The sequence below is a fragment of the Algoriphagus sp. AK58 genome, assembly GCF_014324365.1.
In the GTDB taxonomy this organism is placed as follows: Bacteria; Bacteroidota; Bacteroidia; order Cytophagales; family Cyclobacteriaceae; genus Algoriphagus.
This window is the reverse complement of sequence record NZ_QEIG01000004.1, coordinates 159,376-179,774: the sequence shown is the minus strand read 5'-3', so window position 1 is coordinate 179,774 and position 20,399 is coordinate 159,376. Positions and strand designations below refer to the sequence as shown.

The 20,399-nt window shown below is 43.3% G+C and carries 15 protein-coding genes; 6 read left to right on the top strand and 9 right to left on the bottom strand.

The window, feature by feature from the left end; all coding sequences use genetic code 11:
- Window positions 1-2 precede the first annotated feature (2 nt).
- From DDT91_RS03685 to DDT91_RS03670, 4 genes are all read right to left on the bottom strand, one after another.
- Window positions 3-1,136, bottom strand: a complete 1,134-nt coding sequence (locus DDT91_RS03685; RefSeq protein ID WP_187174782.1) for a nitrilase-related carbon-nitrogen hydrolase — start codon at window positions 1,134-1,136, stop codon at window positions 3-5.
- A complete protein-coding gene (locus DDT91_RS03680; RefSeq protein ID WP_187174781.1) occupies window positions 1,129-2,493 on the bottom strand; it encodes a flavin monoamine oxidase family protein in 1,365 nt (454 codons plus the stop codon). The genes DDT91_RS03685 and DDT91_RS03680 overlap by 8 nt, the downstream gene beginning before the upstream one ends.
- A gap of 48 nt (window positions 2,494-2,541) precedes the next feature.
- A complete protein-coding gene (locus DDT91_RS03675) occupies window positions 2,542-4,875 on the bottom strand; it encodes a glycoside hydrolase N-terminal domain-containing protein (RefSeq protein WP_187174780.1) in 2,334 nt (777 codons plus the stop codon).
- Window positions 4,876-5,108: 233 nt separating this feature from the next.
- Complete coding sequence (locus DDT91_RS03670) at window positions 5,109-5,681, bottom strand: TlpA disulfide reductase family protein (RefSeq protein ID WP_187174779.1); 573 nt, start codon at window positions 5,679-5,681, stop codon at window positions 5,109-5,111.
- Between the two features lie 291 nt (window positions 5,682-5,972).
- Here DDT91_RS03670 and DDT91_RS03665 point away from each other — a divergent pair, with 291 nt between their 5' ends.
- On the top strand, window positions 5,973-8,216 hold the full coding sequence (locus DDT91_RS03665) for a Tex family protein (protein ID WP_187174778.1): 2,244 nt from the start codon (window positions 5,973-5,975) through the stop codon (window positions 8,214-8,216).
- 289 nt (window positions 8,217-8,505) lie between these two features.
- On the opposite strand, the gene DDT91_RS03660 is transcribed toward DDT91_RS03665, so the two are convergent.
- Entirely contained in the window at window positions 8,506-9,231 is a 726-nt protein-coding gene (locus tag DDT91_RS03660) for a LytTR family DNA-binding domain-containing protein (protein ID WP_187174777.1), read from the bottom strand.
- A 128-nt stretch (window positions 9,232-9,359) separates the two neighbouring features.
- On the opposite strand from DDT91_RS03660, the gene DDT91_RS03655 reads away from it, so the two are divergent.
- Entirely contained in the window at window positions 9,360-12,701 is a 3,342-nt protein-coding gene (locus tag DDT91_RS03655; protein ID WP_187174776.1) for a PAS domain S-box protein, read from the top strand.
- Window positions 12,676-13,272: a response regulator gene (locus DDT91_RS03650; RefSeq protein WP_187174775.1), complete on the top strand. Its 597-nt coding sequence runs from the start codon at window positions 12,676-12,678 to the stop codon at window positions 13,270-13,272. The genes DDT91_RS03655 and DDT91_RS03650 overlap by 26 nt, the downstream gene beginning before the upstream one ends.
- Before the next feature lie 31 nt (window positions 13,273-13,303).
- Here DDT91_RS03650 and DDT91_RS03645 read toward each other — a convergent pair whose 3' ends face one another.
- Window positions 13,304-16,069, bottom strand: coding sequence for a TonB-dependent receptor (locus tag DDT91_RS03645; RefSeq protein WP_187174774.1), 2,766 nt, complete (start codon window positions 16,067-16,069; stop codon window positions 13,304-13,306).
- Between the two features lie 321 nt (window positions 16,070-16,390).
- Between DDT91_RS03645 and DDT91_RS03640 the strand changes: the two genes are divergently transcribed.
- Both DDT91_RS03640 and DDT91_RS03635 read left to right on the top strand, forming a co-directional pair.
- Entirely contained in the window at window positions 16,391-16,648 is a 258-nt protein-coding gene (locus DDT91_RS03640) for a hypothetical protein (protein ID WP_187174773.1), read from the top strand.
- Window positions 16,645-17,418 carry a LexA family transcriptional regulator gene (locus tag DDT91_RS03635; protein WP_187174772.1) on the top strand — a complete coding sequence of 258 codons (774 nt, stop codon included), beginning with the start codon at window positions 16,645-16,647 and terminating at the stop codon, window positions 17,416-17,418. Before DDT91_RS03640 ends, DDT91_RS03635 begins: the two co-directional genes overlap by 4 nt.
- An 18-nt stretch (window positions 17,419-17,436) precedes the next feature.
- Here the strand turns inward: DDT91_RS03635 and DDT91_RS03630 are convergent, their stop codons facing one another.
- Window positions 17,437-18,198 carry a hypothetical protein gene (locus DDT91_RS03630; RefSeq protein ID WP_187174771.1) on the bottom strand — a complete coding sequence of 254 codons (762 nt, stop codon included), beginning with the start codon at window positions 18,196-18,198 and terminating at the stop codon, window positions 17,437-17,439.
- Between the two features lie 71 nt (window positions 18,199-18,269).
- Here DDT91_RS03630 and DDT91_RS03625 point away from each other — a divergent pair, with 71 nt between their 5' ends.
- Window positions 18,270-18,881, top strand: a complete 612-nt coding sequence (locus DDT91_RS03625) for a 2OG-Fe(II) oxygenase (RefSeq protein ID WP_187174770.1) — start codon at window positions 18,270-18,272, stop codon at window positions 18,879-18,881.
- Here the strand turns inward: DDT91_RS03625 and DDT91_RS03620 are convergent.
- A complete protein-coding gene (locus tag DDT91_RS03620; protein ID WP_187174769.1) occupies window positions 18,878-19,303 on the bottom strand; it encodes a DUF2141 domain-containing protein in 426 nt (141 codons plus the stop codon). The two genes, DDT91_RS03625 and DDT91_RS03620, sit on opposite strands and share 4 nt — an antisense overlap.
- Window positions 19,300-20,364: an AMP-binding protein gene (locus DDT91_RS03615; protein ID WP_187174768.1), complete on the bottom strand. Its 1,065-nt coding sequence runs from the start codon at window positions 20,362-20,364 to the stop codon at window positions 19,300-19,302. Before DDT91_RS03615 ends, DDT91_RS03620 begins: the two co-directional genes overlap by 4 nt.
- Between the last annotated feature and the right edge of the window lie 35 nt (window positions 20,365-20,399).

Below are 20,399 nucleotides of genomic sequence, written 5' to 3'. Positions count from 1 at the left end.
GATTAAAAGTTTAACGCCCAGATGCCTGCTTTTTCGGCAGGTTGGATTGGAAGTAGCTTTCCTTTGGAAACTACCAAGGGCTGACCATCCGAGCCAAGATCCCATAATTCCCCTCTTAGAAAGACATTCATGCCCAATGCCGCTCCGGATTTGCCGATTTGTCCAGGAAGCGCATATTTCTCCCATGCAGCCTGTTCCGTGATTTTTCCAATGTCGGTTAGATCTGTTCCCAAAGGTTCATCATAGCCACTGTATCCATTCCAAAGGTTGTTCATAGTACCATCACCCGTACAATAGGAAGGTACTAGGATGAGTTCTGCCTGCTCGTTTTTGGCATTTTGGTAGGCTTCGGGGTACCAGCTGTCTGCGCAGATCAAGACTGAAGTTTTTCCCAATGGCAGGTCGAAAACAGGGATGTCGGAGGGATTTTTTGCTGAAAGAAAAGGCTGTTCCGATTCGATAGGAAAAGCTTTAAGAATAGGTTTACCGATGATTTGTCCATCTGGGCCAAAGATAAAACTTGCATTTACCAAGTCTCCGGTGGTATCCACATACAATTTCCCATCCACCACCGTGGGATTGGGAAGGATGATAGAACCCGCTAAAAGGTAAGTTTTAAACTCCTTCGAAAGATTACTGAAAGTAGAGTAATAGCTTTTGGCCATTTTCATGGATTTCATCTTAAAAAGTGCCGCTGCTGCTTTATCTTGAATAGCTCCCGTTTGAAAATAAAAAATTCCAAATTCAAAAAAATTGCTGAGTACCATCAGCGTCATCGCATCCTGGAGGGTTTCTTTTTTTGCAATGCTTTGCTTTTCGCCTTCTATTACCAGCCATGTTCCAAGATACTCCGGAAAGATCACCATGGATTTTTTGTCAAGAAACCCTTTGGAATTTGCCTCTTCCAGGTATATCCGCAGTTTGTCCTCAAAGCTTTCCTGATAGAAGTAATCACTCACCTTCATGAAAGGTTGTATGCCTACAAGGGTTCTTGACAAACTATCCGGAGAATTGATTTCCTGGATTTGTGAAATATATCCCTGTGGGGGAATCAGCGGTTGATTTCGCCCGGCAAAGGACCAGATCAGTCCGATAAAAATGAAAAGGATGAATAAACTGATAAGTTTTTTAATCATTCTTCAAGGATTCTAAAATTTCGTTGGCAGCGGCTTCTCCGGCCAAAACAGCCCCTTCGATGTAGCCATGCCATCTGACAGCGGCTTCTGTACCGGCAAAATACAAAGGAGAAACAGATTTTCGATACGAGTCCTGCGCTTGTGTCCAAGCTTGGGGTTGCATCAAGCCCGCGTAGCATCCCCTAGACCAATTCTCCTCCTTCATCGAAAAATCCTCATACTGAAGAGCGTGATGGGCTTCTTCTCCAAAATACCGTACGAGGGTAGTTTGCATCTCCTTTTTTCTTTCTCTTTCAGTCAGCTGAAAAAACTGATCCGCTCTACTTCCAATAGTAAAGCCCATCAGGATTCCTTTTTTTCCATCGACCGGAGAACAGTCAAAAAGGGTTTGGAAGTAGGTGTCTTCCCCTGCCACAGACTGCCCGGAAAATCCCAGTTTTCTCCAAAAAGGCTCTTGGTAGATCATAAAGCATTTTCCCACCCTTCCCATGGGATAGTGTTGAAGGAGTTTCTTTTTTTCTTTTGGTAATTCGGGAGAAAACTGGATCTCTGCCAAAAGGGGAGGGGGAACTGCAAGAATGACTTTTTGTGCCGATAGTGTAAAGTCCTTGCCGTGGATTTCCACTCGCTCTTGGGAATAAGAAATTCCTTTGACAGGAGACTTAAATCTGATTTGGCCAATGAATGGTTTGGCCATGGCTTCCACCAGCGTTTGCATGCCTCCTTTGATTCGGTGCTGCTGGGCGCCGTTTTTGATATTGATCAGGCAATCCAAGGAAGTGCCTGAACGTATGTAAAACAGGCAATGAAGCAGTGAGAGCTCATCCGGGTCACAGGCAAAGACGGTTTCGCAACCTACCCGGATGACTTGATAACACGCCTTGGTTTTGGCATATTTTCGTAGAAAATGATCAAGTGTTTGTCCATCAAACTCCCCGGCCTTGGGATGATTCCAAGGAGCATGAAGATCAATTTGTCGGGCAAGGTTTTCTAGTTTTCGGATGATCCAATCCAGATTGAGCAAGGAGAAAAGATCCAGTTTGGGGATGGTTCCGCGGTAGGTTTTTAGCTTGTTGCCAAGATCGAGTATGTTTTTTCCTTCATTGAAAGTTTCAAAATAGGCTATTCCATGCTCTTGGCAGAGTGCATACATCCGGTCTTGGGTAGGACCTATCCATTGTCCTCCAAAGTCAAGGTAGAGGCCGTTTTCGAAACGCTTGGTATACACTCGGCCCCCAAGCCTTTCTCTCGCCTCCAATACCAGAAATGAAACTCCCGCTTCATGGAGTTTTTTGGCTGCGGCTATACCGGAGAAACCTCCTCCAACAATGACTACTTGAACTTGATTGGGGATCATAAATAGAAGTTAGGGGTGAGATTGGGAAAGCCTGTCCATATTTTCGTGTCAAAATTCCATTTCAAAACTTTCACCCTTACCGATACCAAGTTCCATTTCTGAACCATCGGCATAGATCGTGATTCTCTTTCCCAAGTGAGAGTGGATTTTCAGGGTTTTGATTTGGCCATTTTCCCATGAGAAATCCAACGTAAAACCACCTCTTGCTTTCAATCCCGAGACTTTTCCCGAATTCCAAGCTTTAGGCAAGGCAGGTAATACCCGGATGATCCCTTCCTCATGTGACTGAAGCAACATCTCGGCTACTCCTGCAGTATAGCCAAAGTTTCCGTCGATCTGAAAGGGAGGATGGGCATCAAAAAGATTGGGGTAAAGGGATGAGGAAACCAGTTTTTGAATATGATCGTGAGCCATATTCCCGTCCATCAGCCGCGCTGAGAAATTGATCAGCCAGGCTCTGGACCAGCCGGTGCCGGCTCCACCATGGTCAAGGCGATAGGAAAGTGTCTTTTTGACGGCTTCGAAATAATCAGGTGTTCTGCTTTGGGTGATGGCATTTCCTGGATGAAAAGCATATAAATGGGACATGTGTCGATGGCCTTTTTCGGGTTCCTCATAGGATCTGTCCCATTCCAAAATCCTTCCGTCAGGCCCGAGAACAACACCCGTCCTTAGGGATTTCAGTTGGGTTTCAAGGGTAGATTTCAGTGGAGTTTCCAGGTTCAGGAGGTTGGAAGTATTGATATATATGGAAAAAATGTCCTCAATCAACTGTTGATCCATGGCGGCACCGAGAGTGGAGGCCGCTGTAATGCCTTTTTCATTGATAAACTGATTTTCGGGGGAGGTAGAAGGAGCGGAAATCAGTTTTCCATCTCTCGGATCGGTCATGAGCCAATCGGAGTAGAACTGGGCAATCTGCTCAAAAGCAGGAAAAGCTCTTTCTTTCAGAAACTTCTCATCCCCGGTAAACAGGTAGTGTTCCCAATAATGCCTACCTAGCCACGCACCTGCCCCGATCCAACTTCCCCAGTAGGCTGTGGCAGCTTGCAGAAAGGGTGTTTTCCATAGATCGGTGGTATGGGGAATCATGGATCCCCTCATGTTGAAATTGACAGATGCGGCCTTCTTGCCATTTTCGATCAAACCGTCGGTGAAATCAAAAAGAGGCAGATGAAGCTCGCTGAGCCCGGTGACCTCTGCCGGCCAGTAGTTCATCTGCAGATTGATATTCAGGTGATAATCTGCATTCCAAGGGGCTGAAATGTGCTGATTCCACAGTCCTTGAAGATTGGCGGGGTTGGTTCCTGGCCTGGAAGATGAAATCAGCAGGTATCTGCCGAAGTCAAAAAGCAGCTTTTCGAGGTAGAGATCCGTGGCACCGTTTTTTACTCTGGAGATCCTTTGGTCCGTTGGAATTAGGTCCTCACCTGAATCGCCCAGGGAAAGATTCATTCGATTAAACCAACTTTGGTACTCCCGTTCGTGCGCGGATTGCAGCTCTCCCCAGCTTTTGAAGGATATTTTTTCAAGTTGATCCAATGCAACTTGTTCGAAGTTTGGGTGGTAATAGGAGGTGGCAGTGACCAGTTTGAGGTAAATCGTTTTTGCCCCCTGAACCTCCAGTCCATCTGAAGTATCCTGAATTTTTCCATCAGGACTTTGAGCAGAAAGAAGGGTTCGGAATTTTACACCTTCTGTGATAGGAAACGGCTTGGAGTCAATCCGTCCTCCTCGTTGGGTAACCATTCCGCTCATTTCGAGTAGTTGAGGATGAAGGGCTTTAGTTTCAGCGGTAGGGAATCCCTGATCGGCGGGGCGATACAGCCGAATTTTTCCGTTGAATCCATCGGGATGATCGGTGTAAAGTTGGATCAATACTGCCTGATCCGGAGCTGAGGCAAAGACTTGCTGACGGACTTGGTGACCTTCACTCAAAAAGGAAACCTCGGTAATGGCCTCTTTCAGATTCAAGGATCTTCGGTATTCGGTGACTTCCTTCCAGTCAAAGTCCAGCCACAAGTCTCCAAGTGTCTGATGGGATCGGGTAATTTCTTTTCTGGAAAATTTCATTACCAAAAGGGAATCGGCCTTTTGATGCTCGCCTGCGATCAGGAATTTTCTGATTTGAGCCAAGTCTTCTGGCCTGCCCTCGGCCAGTCCCCAATCCTCAGGGCCTCCTGGCCAAAGCGAATCTTCATTGAGCTGAATCCGGTCTTGACCGATTTTTCCAAAAACCATAGCCCCCAATCGGCCATTCCCTATTGGGAGCGCCTCTTCCCAACGCTCTGCAGGCTGGGTGTACCAAAGAACGGACTTTTGGGCCTGGATAGAAAAAATACAACAGATCACCCAACAGAATGTCAGGACAACTCTCTTCATAGGTTATTTGGGTTGAACCCACAGATTACAGTTTTTTCTCTTTCCCGACAATCAAAAAGTGCTAAACAACCTAAAAAAGCGGATTTAAAAGGGGTGATTTCTTAAAAGAAAAGAATAACCTAATTCGATGTCCCTGTTTTCCTAAATCTACTGATGCTGGACTTAGGAGCCGTAACCGAAATGCTACTTTCCTAACCGCAACATTAGGGAATTCAGTAATAGACTGTTTAGGTTTATTGACTCAAAAGGAAATTCCTGAATTCGTCCGTGTTGAAATTGCTCATTCCCTGCTGATAAAAGACGATTTTGCCTTCTTTGTTGACCACTAAGGTGGTAGGGATGGACTCACTTTGGAGACTCTGGTTGAGCCCATAGCTGGCATGTACTACAGGGAATCCCCAAGTTTTTCCTTCCATGAAGCCTTGGCTTTTTTTGATGTCATTGTCCAGTCCGATCATGAGAAACTCAAGGTCTGGAGTGCCTTGGACTGATTTGTACAGTTCGGCAATATGCGGCATTTCGGCTCGGCAAGGTCCACACCAGGATGCCCAAAGATTGATGAAAACAGTCTTGTTACGGTAGTCTTGAAGGTCTATTACCTGGCCTTCAAAATCTTTGAATTGTCCTCGGTAGTCAAACTTTTGATCAGTCAGATCTGGGATTTCCAGTTTGGGCTTGATCAAGCCTGTAGAAAGCAAAACTGATTGAATGCCTCCCTGAATCACCGGAAGTAATCCTGTGAAGTAGAGAAATGCAAAAAAAGCCAAAATGAGGCCCCAAGATTTAATTTCTTTTTTCCAATCCATGAAACGATGACGAATTTTTGAATGACGATTTACGACACGGTGAGCGGCCTTTGAAGTTTTAATGATTACCTGATTCAGATTGGGACTATCTAACTCCGAACCTTGAACATCGAACAAACAACACGAAATATCGAATTTCCAACAAAGAATATCGAACCCCGAACCATCACCAGACTCAAAATTAACCCCACAATTCCAGACGTTTAGTGACCAACCGCACATTTTGGGTTTTTGTGTTCAAAAGCAGGCTTATCTTGCGTCCCCGTTTCTAGAAGAAGATTTTCTCAAAATATGAATTACGAAAGTAAAATTGCCTCCGAACTTGGGGTTAAACCTCATCAGGTTTTGGCAACAATCGAACTATTGGATGGAGGGGCTACCGTCCCATTTATCTCTCGCTATCGAAAAGAGGCAACCGGTACACTTGATGAAGTGCAGGTGGCTACCATTCGGGATCGGATCGAGCAGCTCCGGGAATTGGACAAGCGTCGTGAGGCCATACTTAAGTCTATTGAGGAACAGGGAAAACTGACTCCTGAACTCAAAAAATCAATTGATGCTGCTGAGACCATGGCTAAGTTGGAAGATATTTACCTTCCCTATAAGCCAAAACGAAGAACCAAAGCAACCATTGCCAAGGAAAAGGGCTTGGAGCCGCTGGCAGAAAGGATTTTTGCCCAGACTTCTTTTGATCTTCTGGCTGAAGCCGAGAAATACCTCAGCGAAGAAAAAGAGGTGAAAACCATCGAGGAGGCCCTGCAGGGCGCCAGAGACATCATCGCTGAATGGATCAATGAAAATGCCCAAGTCCGTGAGAAAATGCGAAAGCTGTTTCTTGAAGAAGGAGTCTTCACTTCCCGTGTGATCCCGGGGAAAGAAGCCGAAGCGATCAAATACAAGGATTATTTTGAGTGGTCCGAGCCGATCAAGACTGCTCCGTCCCATCGTGTATTGGCCATGAGAAGGGGAGAAAAAGAGCTTTTCTTGATGCTCGATTCCTGCCCTGACGAAGGTTCTGCTTTGGCACTGATGGAACGCGAACTTCTTGAATTTGCCGCAAATTCGGCAGTGGATCAGGTGAAAATGGCAATCAAAGACTGCTATAAGCGACTGCTCAAGCCAAGCATGGAGACAGAAATCCGGCTTTTGACCAAGAAAAAGGCAGATGAAGAAGCGATTAGGGTATTCGCTGAGAATCTCCGCCAATTATTGCTTGGAGCTCCCCTCGGCGAAAAGTCCGTCATGGCCATAGATCCGGGCTTCCGAACCGGCTGTAAGTTGGTTTGCCTCGGTCCACAGGGACAATTGCTGCATTATGAGGCTATTTTCCCACATGAACCTCAACGGCAGACGGCCGCTGCAGGAATGACCGTCAGAGGATTGGTGGAGAAATTTGGCATTCAGGCGATCGCAATTGGAAATGGTACTGCCGGACGTGAGACAGAAGCATTTGTCAAATCCCTAGGCCTTCCCAAATCAGTGATAGTGACCATGGTCAATGAAGCCGGAGCATCGATTTATTCCGCTTCCGAAGTGGCAAGAAATGAATTCCCTGAATTGGATTTGACAGTCAGAGGTGCGGTATCGATTGGTAGAAGACTGATGGACCCCTTGGCCGAACTCGTAAAAATCGATCCTAAATCCATTGGCGTGGGCCAGTATCAACACGATGTGGATCAAAATTCACTCAAAAATGCCCTCGATGACACGGTCATGTCTGCGGTAAACGGAGTGGGAGTGGAGGTGAATACCGCTTCCAAAGAACTTCTGACCTATGTTTCCGGATTAGGGCCGGTATTGGCTCAAAATATTGTGGATTTCCGTAAGGAAAACGGACCATTCATCAGCCGAACACAATTGAAAAAAGTGCCTAGATTGGGAGAAAAGGCCTTTGAGCAAGCAGCCGGCTTTTTAAGAATCCGCAATGCTAAGCATCCATTGGATCGGTCAGCGGTACATCCTGAGCGGTATGAGCTGGTTGAAAAGATGGCTCAAGACCTACAAGCCTCTGTGCAGGATTTGATGAGTTCGGAGGACCTTCGTAACCGAATTGTGCTGAAGAACTATGTCTCGGAAACGGTAGGACTTCCCACACTTCAGGATATCCTAGAGGAATTAGCCAAACCTGGACGTGATCCTCGGGAGACCTTTGAGGTCTTCCAGTTTCAAGATGGGGTCAATTCCATGGCTGACCTGAAAGTGGGAATGAAGCTTCCGGGTATCATTACCAACATTACCGCATTTGGGGCTTTTGTGGACATAGGAGTGCATCAGGATGGATTGGTACACCTCAGCCACCTTGCGGACCGTTTTGTCAAAGATCCCAATGAAGTGGTAAGCGTGGCTCAAAAAGTTCAGGTAACCGTGATGGAGGTAGATAGTGCCAGAAAGCGAATTGGTCTAAGTATGAAATCAGATCCTTTTGCAGAGCGAGGAAAAAAATTGGAGAAGTCTGAATCCAAAGCCGTAAAAAAACAGGAGGAAGGAAGTATGGCGGACAAGTTGGCGATGCTTAAGGCCCAATTCGGTAAATAGTCCAATGCTGTATTCCAAAAGATACTGTTCTCATCAAAAGGAAACCTTTTAAGTTGGGTAAATATGTTCTAAAAGCAGTTCATATCTAAAAACACGTTCTTCATATACATTTATTCTGTAGATCATGGTTTGTTTGCTACCTTTGATTCGTAGATCCCAGCGCGGGAACCTTTAAAAAAGAATTAGTAAAAGTAGCGTAGCAGAAAAGTTGAATCACCCCAAAATTAAATTGTTTGTTTGTTTGAAAAACCCCGTAGATCCGGGGTTTTTTTATTAAATGGACTGGCTTTTAATGGATTCTGTTTTGCTGTAAAATTGAAAGGAAGTCCTTGTAAAACCCTCTTCGGATTGGGATCTGTTGATTTTGAACCGTGCACTCTTTTGAATTTAGGTCTTTTACTTTATTGAGATTCACCACAAAGGATTTATGTATTCTGAGGAATTTTTCCTGACTGAGTTTGGGTAAAAATGTCTTGAGTAATTCCCGGATCAAATAGGTTTTGTTTTCGGTGAATATTCTTAAATACAATCCTTCGGCTTTGATAAACTGGATATCGTTTTCATCGATTAGAATGATTTTTCCCTTATCACGTATTGGCAGGAGGTTTCTTTTTTGACCGGATTTTTCAGCTACTTCAGGTTTTTCAAGTTTTTTGGAAATCAGATAAAGGGTTGATTCCAACGACTTCAAGCTAAAAGGCTTTAACAAATATCCATCGTAAAGCGTGTCGGATATTTTGTCCAAGACGTTCTTTGCTGACAACGCTGTCGTAAACAAGATCCCGCTTTTTGGATTTTTTTTTCTGATAAGGCTGGCTATTTCTATTCCTTTTACATTGCCTTTGAGCATAATGTCCACCAAAAACAGATCAACTTGATGGTTTTCCAAGAATGCCAGTACTTCCTCAGCCTCTGGAATAATGCCTAGCACTTCGTATCCATGCTGGATTAGGTATTCGGAAATGTTTTCAGCTAAGTCTAGCTCGTCTTCTATAATCAACACTTTCAAACTCATGGCTAAATTTGAACCTTTTTATCTTGAGGATTACACAGTGTTGAAGTGAATTGACTAAAAATATATATGAAGTGTCAGATCGCGAATTTGAGGCCTTATATATTTACTTTTTTTACAATTCATCCAAAATGATCGAAAAAACCCATTTAAGTGTAAAAATATTATCAGCAATTGGTGAGTCTTATGCCCTCTTGGAAGGGTCTAAGAATCTGAAAAAAGCGATCAACAGGATTCTGCCAAAACTTGGTGAGGCTTCATCGGTTGACCGGGTTTATGTATTTCGGAATTACTACAATCCCGAGGGAGAGTTTTGTCTTACCTATCTCGATGAATGGTGCAGAGCGGGGGTAAGCGTTCAGATGGATAATGAAAATCTGTTTGGGGTGCCCTGGAGCATTTTTCCCGAATTGGAAATTGAACTGAGAAATAACAGAGTTCAGAATAAGCTGGTCAAGGATTCTTCCAATGCGCTTTTCAGAGAGGTCATGGCTCAGCAAGATATAGTAGCTTATCTCTTTATTCCGATTTTGGTACACAATGAGTTTTGGGGATTTATTGGGTTTGACAACTGTACCAGAGAAGAGCTTTTCACCACAGAGCAAGCCAGTGCTTTACATGCCTTTGCCACCACCTTGGGTAATTTGATTTTTGCAAAAAGAAGTCTTAAAAAGGCAGTCCGGAATCAGCTAAAATACAAGCAGATTATTTCAAATATTCAAGATGTGGTATTCAAGTTGGACGAAAAGTGGAATATCACCTATTTGAATGGGGCATGGTCCAAAATGACAGACCGTAGTATTCTGGATTGTGTTGGAAAACCTCTCAGCGGTTTTTTTGTAGAAGAGGGGGCTAGAAAGTTGACATCAGAATTGGCCCTTATGGATGCCAATGGAGATCGGAATGTGTCGATTCGGACTGCTTTTCGAAAATTGGACGGAACCTTATACTTTATCCGTGTCAATCTGAAAAAAAACCAAAAAGGGGAGCGGGTTGAATTTTTTGGAACCATCAATGATGTCCATCAAAGCCAGATCAATTTTGATCTACTTAAGGAAAGCGAATCGAAGTTTAAAGCACTTTTCGAAACTGTGGAGGACGTTCTCTATTCTTTGGATGCCAAAACCGGAAGACTTCTGATTATTTCCGAGAAAATTGAGAGGTTTGGTTTTAAAAGAGAGGATTTTCTCTCCGATCCACAGTTTTGGTGGATTCAGATAGTGCCCGAGGATCGTCCAAATGTCAAGCGTACTTTTACAGAGTTTGTAGAGAAAAAGCTTCCGCTTTTTGAAATGGAATACCGTATTCGGAAGCCGGATGGAAGTATTGCATGGGTCTACGATAAGTCGGGTATTGAATACAATGCCGACCATAAAGCTGTCCGAATACATGGAAGAATATCAGACATCACGGAAAAAAAGAACAAGGAAGTTCAATTGGAACAGACCGAAAACAGATTTAGGATTATCACCGAGAACCTTCCTTTTCCATTTATCCTCTGTAGGGATGATGATTTCAAACTTCTCTATTACAATTTTGCCTTCTATGAAAACTTCCAAAGCAATAATTTTGAAGGGGGGGATTTTGGAAATTTCTGGATCAATCAGGTAGTCTCACCCGATTCAAGGGAATCGTTTCTCAACTTTTTCCAGTTGAATGCTAATTTTTCCAACTATGAAGCACAAATCAACGCCAAAGAAGGTGTCCAGTGGTATAGTATCAGCAGTCAGTTGATACCCTATAAAAATGGGGTGGCTAGGGCCCTCGTTTTTTACAACATCAATAAGCGAAAGCTGAGTGAATTGGAGCTGATTAGGATGAATGATGTGATTCAGGCCATTAATCAGACTCAGATGGATTTTTCGATGGATAATGAGATTCAGGATACCTTTTATATGTTGTTGGAGAATCTCATTGGCTTTACGGATAGTTCTTTCGGTTTTCTGGGAGAAGTCTTATACGACGAAAATGGCTTGCCCTACTTAAAGTCAAATGCAATCAGCAATATCTCCTGGAATCAGGAAACCGAGGATTATTACCAGAAAAACTTCCGGGTGGGAATGGAATTTAGAAACCTCAATTCCCTTTTTGGATGGGTTTTGGTGAATAAGGAAACGATGATCTGTAATGAGGTCGAACAAGATCCAAGAAGAAGCCCTCACTCTACTCCTCCCGGTCATCCTACGCTTCGCCGTTTTTTGGGGATACCCATTTTCAAAGGAGACAAGTTTGTGGGAATGGTAGGACTGGCCAACAAGGAAAAACCCTATGCGCAAGAGGATGTGGACTTTTTGAAGCCTTTTTTGTCTAGCTATGCTAATTTGATAGCTTCTCTCAATGTAAACAGAGAGAAGAGAAATGCAGAAATGCGCCAAAAACAGTCGGAAAGTCTGTACCGATTGCTATCTGAAAATATAGATGATATCGTCACTCTGCATGACCTGGAATTGAAAACAGTCTATGCCTCCCCTTCGATAGAGAAGGTGACAGGGTATAAAGCAGAACAGTTTCTAGGGCAAGACTTTTTTAGTTTTTTTGATTTTAAGCCTTATGATGGGGCGGATTTTTCCAAGTTTCCGAGATTTATTATTCCTCTCAAGCATTCCACCTCCGGAAAGGAAATCAGGCTTGAAATGCTATGGAAGCCCATTTACACTGAGAAAGGAGAGTTAAGCTCTTATTTGGCCGCATCCAGAGATGTGACCGAACGCGAACTTGTCCTCGAAGAGCTTAAGAAAACGCTGGAAAAAGAAATAGAGCTCAATCAATTGAAATCCAAGTTTATTTCCATGACTTCCCATGAGTTGCGCACTCCACTTGCTACTATACAGAGCTCTGCGGATTTAATGGAAATCTTTACAGATTCGGTGCAAGACCCCAAGGCTTACGAAGGATTGGTTAAGCAAATCAGAAAAATCCACATTCAACTAGGTCGGCTGACTCAGATCATCTCTGATGTGATGCTCTTCGAGAAGAATAATGAAGGGAAGCTGCAGTTTAATCAAACTGACTTAGATCTTAGGGCTATGATAATCCAGTTGGTTTTTAATCAGTTTGCTCAAGGAGAAAACGAGGCTAAAATCCACCTGGATCTGGGAGAAAAGCCGCTGATGATCAAGTCCGATCCCGATTTACTCTTTCATGTCTTTCGGAATCTGATCGAGAATGCAATCAAATATTCCCCGGAAGATGCTCCAAAGCCAATTCTGAAACTCATCCCCAAGGCCAAAAAAGTCGAGGTCGAAGTAAAAGACTTTGGCATTGGAATACCTAAAGAAGAGATGAAGTTTATTTTCGATACCTTCTTCCGAGCTTCCAATGTGAAAAATATCAAGGGAACAGGCCTGGGACTAAGTATAGTCAATGATTTGGTTAAAAAGCTGGGAGGAAAACTGAGTTGCGATTCTGAAGAAAGCAAAGGCTCCACATTTACCATCACCCTTCCTTATGAAAGAAACAATATTGCTGATTGAAGATGAGATCGAACTCCAGCAAAATCTCAAAGAAATTCTGGAGTATAGTGGATTCAAACTCCTCACGGCTGACCATGGTCAGGAAGCTGTAGTGAAACTGGAGAATTATGAAATTGATCTGGTTATCTGTGACATCATGATGCCCTTAATGGACGGGTTTGAGGTTTTGGAATACATCCGTTCTCAGGAAAAGTTTACTTCCATCCCCTTTATCTTTCTCAGTGCCAAGGCCCGAAAAGATGATCAAGAAAAAGGAATTGCGATGGGGGCAGATGATTACCTGACCAAGCCGATTTCTGCAAGATTACTATTGAATTCGGTCTTTTCCGTTTTGGAAAAGAAGAAAGCAAAAGAACAAAAAAACGAGAGTGTCAAAATCAAGGACACCGACACCAGGAGTGTCTTGAAAAAAAACACAGAAGAAGAAAGCCTACAAAAGCTGGTTAGCCACCTGGAAATGCAAGTAGAAGCGATCTCCAAAAAGAATTGGGAGGAGGTCATGAAGCATAATGAGCTGGCAAGAAAATGCGCAGAAGAGCTTAGTGCTTTCTTTATGAAAATAAAAGCATAAGGCCTCCTTTTGAGCTTTTTAGGTATTTTTCTTAGGGTCGATTATTCCTGTCATCCTGATAAAGTTCATTGTACTTTTCCTCATCCATTCCTTTGCTGAAGCGTCGGAGGTTATAGGTGAAGGAGACCATGAAATATTGTTGAAGAACATTGGTCTGAATGTCTTCGATAAAGGTTTCGGAAATGTTTCTGCGGACATTTGCATTTTGCCCCAATAGGTCGTAGACCATAATACTGACTTCTCCCCGCTGATTGTTGAAAATCTTTTTCCCCAAACTCATAATGATCAAAGAGAAGTTATTGTCAAATCCTTCATTCAAACCTGAATTGATTTGATGATTTAAGTCCAAACGATACACAATCCCTTCCCAGATGATCCAATTGAAATTGATTCGGAAACGCTGTTGGAAAAATTTGTCATTTAGGTTGGGATTAAGCGTGTTTTCCACTCTGTTGAAAGAGGACCGGGACCAAATGTTAAAGTCGATTTGATCACTGATGCTGCTGTTGATCGAAAATCCTGTATTGATTCGTTGGGAATTGTTGAATCCGATTAGGTCATTGACTTGTCCGGGACGACGCGTGACTCCTCCTCCCATATTCAGGTTGAGTTTGGATTTGATAAAATCCATTGGCATACCGTAGCTTAGCCACGATCTCAGATCCCAATACCCATCCAAGTTTACCGGTCTATTGAGTTGGGAACCTTTTTCCAAAACTATTCCATCTTGGATTTCAGTGGCTTCGCTGGCAATGAATGTACTGTTGCTGATGAAATTATTGACTAGGGAGGAACTGGTAAACAAAAACCAGCTTTTATCGGAGTCGGGGTTTTGACTTCGGAATCTCACCCTTACTTCATGTCCATACGACTGATCCAGATCCGGATTCCCTGTCCGCAATTGAAGAGGATTAGAGTTGTCAATTACCGGCTGCAACTGCCGGATTTGCGGCTCTGCAGTTCGGGTGTCGTAATCAATCTGGATATTGGTATTGGGGGAGAATTTATACTCCATCCTCATAGTGGGTAATACGGCGGTGAACCTTCTTTGAAGTTCAAAGGGTTGAGGAAATTCCTGAAGATTATCCAGTTTGGCATTTTGATATTGTACCTCAGTCTGGAATTTGAAATTTTCTGCCGTAAACTGGTAGCCAAACTCGAATTCTTGGGTGAGGTAATCACTTTTGAAAACGTTGGTAAGAGTGGTGTCCAATATCATCGTGCCTCCCTCAAAATCTCCACCTTCGACATTGAAAACTCTCTGATCTGAATCATTTGCCCGGTTTCCGATCTCATATTCCAATTCGACCTGTCCTTTTTCCCCGATTTTTTCGGTTAGTGAAACACCGGTTTCCCAACGGAGCCCCTGACGTTCTCGGGTGGTTCGTTGGTCGATCCGTTCGATTCGCTCTCCACCGGTTTCATAATAAAGATTTCTGGCTTTTCGGTCAGATTCGTCAATGTTCCATCCATTGTGGAGGATAGACCTCCAGGTGATGGTTCTTCCAGGCTTGTCAAATTTGTAACTATAAATGAATCTGTTGAAAAAATCATAGTCCTGATAATCCCCCAATCTTTGGTTTTCCACCTTGTTGATCGGGGTGGGGCCGTCGTTGGTTTCTCCAAAAAATCCTGAGTTTTCATTTTCAAACCGGGCTGAGAATCTGGGGATGTAGAGGATTCTGTGCTTTTCGTTTGGATTGTATTCAAACCTAAGATCGGCCTGGTGCTGATGATTGATTCTGACATCTCTGGACGTTTCAGTATAGGTTTGACTGGATTCGTCAGTAGTTACAAAATCCCTGACACGATTAACGATCCCCACATTTTCACGATTGGTATAAGTGTAGCTTCCGGTTAGTTTTATTTTTTTTCCAATAAGATCAGAATAATTCATCCCCAAAATATTGGTTGAGACAATGCCTTCTTGAGGCCTTCCATCGGCCTGAGAATTGGCATCACTGGAGTAATTCAACATGTTGACGTTATTTGCCAATCCGGTGATGGTCAACCTTTGATCTTCATTAAATGCATTGATACTGGCTCCCACGAGATAACGGTCATCTGTACCATAGCCTGCCGTAGTCTTTCCAAATTGGCCCTTTCTTCGGTTGGGCTTGGTGATGATATTGATGGTTTTCAACCTTACTCCATCATCAAAACCGCTCAGTTGAGCCTTTTCACTCTTCTGATCGAAGATCTCGATGCTCTGAATTACCTCAGCAGGTAGGTTTTGTAAGGCAGCCTGTACATCTGTTCCGAAAAATGGCTTTCCGTCTACCAGGATCTGGGCAATTGCCTCTCCTTGGGCTTGAAGTACTCCGCCTTCGGAGACGACACCCGGCAATTTCTCGATCAATACCTGTGCACTGGCGTCTTTCATGGTTTTGAAAGCGTCTGCATTGTACATGGTGGTATCACTTTTCTGTGAACCCGTAGCCCTCCTGGCTGCGACAACCACCTCACTTAGGGCCGTTGCTTCCTCCTTTAGACTGATTTTGCCCAAGTCTTGGTTGGACTCAATCAAAAGGGTTTTAAAAAACGACTGATACCCGAGGTATTGGATCTTGAATAGATACTGACCTTCTCTGATTCCGGAAATTTCGAATTCTCCGTCCATTTCGGTAATTGATCCTGCTACCTGAGAAGAGTCAGATACTGATAACAAAAGTACGTTGGCATAGGGAATTGGATCGTCTTTTCCGAATTCGAAAACCTTCCCTTTAACGCTGAAAGTTTGGGCATTGGCGTTAAACAAAGTCACTAATGCAAAAAGAAACAATACTAGATATTTCATTGGATAGTTTGGAGCTGTACTTGTGCCTGCCTACTAATTGAAATGGAGTAGGATAGTCAATATTCTTACAAAGAAAATCCTCAAATGTTTCCAAATCATCAACTTTTTGGGTGAGCGGTAGATATATCCAATGAGCAGCTTCCATTCATGGAATGATAAAATTGTCAGGCCTTTCCTGTCCTGTACTATCCTGAATACTAGAGAATTATCAAGCCTTTGGAATGTCTGACAGTTTTTGTCAGATAAAAATGTTGATTTTTTAATCTTTAGCATGTTAAAAAAAATAACATTTTTAACTTAGCTGGCGTTAACAGAGACGATATGGAGACTACAGAAAAAATCAGTATCACTACCAAAACGCTTTCTTCTGGAAATTGTCAGGTGAAATTTTTTATTGAGGATGAGCGTAAACCTCAATATGGATATTTGTTGATGACCGAAGCCAAGCCGGTTGGAGATATCATTGAGGAAATCAAAAGCAGATTGGAACGCAGAAGAGAAGAAATGATGAATTTGAATCCCTTTTTTCCGTTGCCTCCAGTCGAAGAAGATCACAAATTTTATTTGTTTTCAGCATGAGTTACTTAGCCTCTAATCTTAAGTTTTTGCGAAAGCATAAGGGAATAACCCAAAATGATTTAGCAGATCAATTGGATGTGCAGCGGACCATGATTTCTGCCTATGAAGATGGAAGATCAGAGCCTAAGCTGACCACACTGAAAAAGCTTTGCGAGATTTTGGAGGTGGGGCTGGAAGAACTTTTGGAGCATGATATTGAGAACATGGGCCGTAAGGCAATCCAAAACCGTGGAATCAATATTTTGACCATTGCTGCGGATGACTCAGACAAAGAAAATATCACACTGGTAGGGCAAAAGGCTTCAGCAGGCTATCTCAATGGTTTTGCAGATCCGGAGTATATGGAGACCTTGCCCCAGTTTCACCTTCCCAATCTTTCCCGACAGACTACTTACAGAGCCTTTGAGCTTGCGGGTGATTCCATGCTTCCGCTTATCCCGGGCACAATCGTTATTGGGGCCTATGTGGAGCAACTTAAGCAAATCAAAAGCGGGAGGACCTATATCCTCGTGACTCAGACAGAAGGAGTCGTTTACAAAAGGGTATTCAACTACCTGGAAGAAAATGGGAAGCTTTTTTTGGCTTCTGACAATGAGCATTACAAGCCCTACGAGGTAAGGGGAGAAGATGTCTTGGAGGTTTGGGAGGCCAAAGCCTTTATCAGCACCGACTTCCCCAACCCAGGAGACAAAAAGAAACCCCTAACTCTGGAAGACTTAGGGGAAATGATCAAAGATATTCAGGAAGATTTGAGAAGAATCAAGAGGTGACCCCTTTTCAAACAAATTCTATTCTTCTATCAAAGTATTAAATCCCGACCGGATTTTATTCACTGCATCAAAGGAAGGGTCAATATTGACTACTCCTTTTCCCAGTTCGTGCCAAAATCCGTCTCCACAATCGATGTAAGCGCCGCGTTTTTTCCCCGGCTCTTCTTTGGCTAGCTCGTAATGGTAGTCTGGGGTAAACACCATTTTCATCAGTTGAATGGCGTATTCCCAATGGATCGTCCGGCTACTTCCTCCTTTTTCGAATATCACCTCACGGTTGGAAAAGTGAACAGTCAGGCTACAATCTGTGGTCTGATCATTTTCGACCAAGCGATAGTGTACCGTGAGCGGAAGCTCTTTTTTGACCGTCTCATAGATCGCCTGAATCAGGTCTTGAGCCATCAGCTGCCATTCCTCTTGATTCATTGGAATCTTCACTCCTTCATCTTTGCCTTTTTCAAGAGGAGTGACCGTAATTCCGCCTTCATCAATATCCTTGTTGGTCCAGCGGGTGGTGGCAAAGAGATACTGAATAGGCTGGATCCAAACCGAGTTTAACTTTCCGTTATAGCTGTAATCATCATTTAAGGTAAAACCCTCATCGAGGATTTCCTGCTCACTGAGCTCTTCCCGTTCGGTATAATGCAGGTCTAGTTTAACCTCCAAATTTCCCTTTCCCCAGTCGAGGGCAAGTCTGAACACATGACTGTAGGGGGGAGGGATAATTCCTGAATCGTATTCAAGGATGATTCCGGTAAGGGAGGTTTTGGAAGAATTCATTTTCATAGCAGTCGCAAAAGTATGGTTTTTCGGGTAATTAAGTGGTTATTTTGCAAACCAAAGCACCCTATATGGAAGAAGTACTGGATCGGATCAGCGTAGAGATTTACCAAAATTCCTATGTGATCATCGATGATTTTGTGGATGAGGAGTTCAGAAAAGCCCTGCTAAAAGAGCAGACGGAGTTGCTAGAAAAAGGAATGTTTCGCCATGCAGCGGTGGGGAAAGGCGGACAAAAGCAGGTCCGGACCGAAATCCGAAGCGATGAAGTACTATGGATGGATCAGGATAATCTCAGTCCACTTCAGGCTGCCTATTGGGAAAAAATCGAGCAAATCCGCCAAGTACTCAATCAGAGATGCTTTTTAGGATTGCGCTCGTTTGAAGGACATTTTGCCCGATATCCCATTGGATCATTTTACAAAAAGCACTTGGACCAGTTTCATGCAGTACCTCATCGGGTTGTGACCATAATTTTATATTTAAATGACTCTTGGTCAACAGAGGACGAGGGAGCTCTTCGAATGTACTTTCCTCTTGAAGACGGTAGCGAGCGTATCGAGGATGTACTTCCTCTAGGTGGTAGATTGGTGGTATTCTTAAGTGCAGAGATCCCTCATGAAGTCTTACCTACCAAAAAAGAAAGAATTTCTATCACAGGATGGTTGAGAAATATTGATTAGCGAAGATTGATCTCAATTCTTTTTGATTCTGACTGAAGTTCAAAAGCTGCTTTTTCAAAGCTTGGAGGACTGAAATACACTTTGGGATTATTGGAGAAGCCGAATTTCTCCGTAGGGTATCCTACGGCATTGGTGGTGAGTTTGCCGTCGTTGTCCTCATCGTGAATCACCGAAACGGCATATCTTCCCGGAGGAAGGTCGGTTACAGAAAGGAGGCCGGACTTGTTTTTAGGTGAAATGGAAAGGCTTTTGAGTGCTTTAGTAGGTTGGTCCGGAAAACCGGTTTCCTTTGAAAAAATCAACACTCTGATCATTCCTTTATCGGATTTGGCCTGATTGATTTGAATTTCCAGCTTGGGATTGTCCGGATTCAGAACTAATACAGAAAGCGAAAAGAAAAGGACTTGAATGAGAGGAATCATAGCGTATTAAAGGTTGCCAAACGGTTTATTTTTCCGCTTTCGGTTCTGGCAAATTTCGGGCTGAAATAGATTTTCTTGGGCAATTCATATTTTCCCAAAACATCTTTTAACCTTTCTTTCAAAATCTTTACCCGACTGCTGCTTTCTTGTGTTTCCAAAAACAGCACCAGTTTTTCTCCGAGTAGTTCATCTTTTTCCCCAAAGAAGAAATAAGGAATTCCAGGAAAAATCTCTTCGATTACTTCCTCAGCTTTTTGCTCGATCAGTTCAGGGAAAAGCTTGATTCCCCCCGAATTGACCACAAAATCTACCCTCCCCAGCCAAACAAACGATGTTTCTGACCGAAGTTCAATCAGGTCGTTGGTTTGAATAGGATCAGGGCCACTCATTTCCGATTTGATCCAAAGCGCACCTCGGGAATCTTGGCCTATTTCTACTCCGGGAAGAGTTTGATAAAGCAGTTCTTTATTTCCGATTTCAGCTAGTGCGATGTGAGATACTGTCTCGGTCATTCCGAAGGTCTGCCACGCTTTGATTCCGTTTTCCACCAAATTGGCTTTCAACTTCGAGGAAATTGGAGCGCCACCGATGATCAGATGTTGGATGGATTTGAGTTTTTGAAGGCTCTGTTCATCTTCCAAGGATGCCTGTACTTGTAAGGGAACCATTGCTACAAAATCAAAATCTCCGTCGACTCCGCTCAGCGGGTTGGAACTTGGCTCCACCAAGTGGATTTCGCTGTTCCAAACCATCGCTCTCACCAGCATCATTTTTCCTGCGATGTAAGCAGGATTCAGGCAACAAAGAAGTTTTGAATTTGAGTCAGTTTTGAAAAAAGCTCCGGTTGCTTTGGCGCTTTCCTCCATTTGAAACCGGGAAATGCTGATTTGCTTGGGGGTTCCTGTAGAACCGGAAGTGAATTGGGTAAAGGTTTTTTCTCCTTCCAACCAGCTTTTGCAAAAGGAAAATGCTGACTTGGCAAACTCCGGCAAATCATATGGATTTACCTCAAAATCTTGTGCTTTCAAATAGACTTGATTCTCAAAATGGAGTCGAAACATAGTTTGGGAAGCGGTTAGAAAGCGTTTATCCAAGT

Coding starts and splice junctions, on each gene's coding strand:
- DDT91_RS03685 (WP_187174782.1), bottom strand. CDS start 1,136: ATGATTAAAAAACTTATCAGTTTATTCATCCTTTTCATTTTTATCGGA.
- DDT91_RS03680 (WP_187174781.1), bottom strand. CDS start 2,493: ATGATCCCCAATCAAGTTCAAGTAGTCATTGTTGGAGGAGGTTTCTCC.
- DDT91_RS03675 (WP_187174780.1), bottom strand. CDS start 4,875: ATGAAGAGAGTTGTCCTGACATTCTGTTGGGTGATCTGTTGTATTTTT.
- DDT91_RS03670 (WP_187174779.1), bottom strand. CDS start 5,681: ATGGATTGGAAAAAAGAAATTAAATCTTGGGGCCTCATTTTGGCTTTT.
- DDT91_RS03665 (WP_187174778.1), top strand. CDS start 5,973: ATGAATTACGAAAGTAAAATTGCCTCCGAACTTGGGGTTAAACCTCAT.
- DDT91_RS03660 (WP_187174777.1), bottom strand. CDS start 9,231: ATGAGTTTGAAAGTGTTGATTATAGAAGACGAGCTAGACTTAGCTGAA.
- DDT91_RS03655 (WP_187174776.1), top strand. CDS start 9,360: ATGATCGAAAAAACCCATTTAAGTGTAAAAATATTATCAGCAATTGGT.
- DDT91_RS03650 (WP_187174775.1), top strand. CDS start 12,676: ATGAAAGAAACAATATTGCTGATTGAAGATGAGATCGAACTCCAGCAA.
- DDT91_RS03645 (WP_187174774.1), bottom strand. CDS start 16,069: ATGAAATATCTAGTATTGTTTCTTTTTGCATTAGTGACTTTGTTTAAC.
- DDT91_RS03640 (WP_187174773.1), top strand. CDS start 16,391: ATGGAGACTACAGAAAAAATCAGTATCACTACCAAAACGCTTTCTTCT.
- DDT91_RS03635 (WP_187174772.1), top strand. CDS start 16,645: ATGAGTTACTTAGCCTCTAATCTTAAGTTTTTGCGAAAGCATAAGGGA.
- DDT91_RS03630 (WP_187174771.1), bottom strand. CDS start 18,198: ATGAATTCTTCCAAAACCTCCCTTACCGGAATCATCCTTGAATACGAT.
- DDT91_RS03625 (WP_187174770.1), top strand. CDS start 18,270: ATGGAAGAAGTACTGGATCGGATCAGCGTAGAGATTTACCAAAATTCC.
- DDT91_RS03620 (WP_187174769.1), bottom strand. CDS start 19,303: ATGATTCCTCTCATTCAAGTCCTTTTCTTTTCGCTTTCTGTATTAGTT.
- DDT91_RS03615 (WP_187174768.1), bottom strand. CDS start 20,364: ATGTTTCGACTCCATTTTGAGAATCAAGTCTATTTGAAAGCACAAGAT.